1 protein-coding gene is annotated in these 435 nt (G+C 62.5%); it reads right to left on the minus strand.

Translation table 11 applies throughout. From position 1 onward, the window contains the following. Positions 1-99: 99 nt before the first annotated feature. Positions 100-435 (minus strand): 2-amino-4-hydroxy-6-hydroxymethyldihydropteridine diphosphokinase (gene folK, locus K9U40_RS23950; RefSeq protein ID WP_282892543.1); only part of this gene is annotated, 336 nt, incomplete at its 5' end.

The raw sequence follows: 435 nt of genomic DNA on the forward strand, positions 1-435 counted from the left end.
CCACGATGATGACCTTCCAATCGGTCGGAGCGATGTTGCCTTGAGGGTTACCGCCGCCAGGTCGCCGGTCGTCATCCCACTCGGGTGGCAAGCTCCGTGTCATACATCCTCCTCGTCGTGCCTCTCGTCCCATTCTCCTGCAACGGTGACCCCAGCTACGTCAATCTGACGCGAATAAGGCTTAACGGCGTCAGCCAGCTCGTCAGCATCGAAGGAGGCGACCAGATCGGCGATCCGACCGTACCCGGGCAATTCAGCCTCAGGGTCGGCGTCGCGCCACGGCACCAGAACGAAGGCGCGCTTATGTGCACGGGGGTGTGGAAGGGTCAACTCGTCGGTGGTGACGGTCTCGTCGCCAACGCGAATGAGATCAACGTCGAGGGTGCGAGGACCATTCGGGATGGTGTGATCGCGCCCGTGGGCTGCCTCGATGAC

It is taken from the genome of Xanthobacter autotrophicus, from assembly GCF_030015065.1.
In the GTDB taxonomy this organism is placed as follows: Bacteria; Pseudomonadota; Alphaproteobacteria; order Rhizobiales; family Xanthobacteraceae; genus Xanthobacter; species Xanthobacter autotrophicus_D.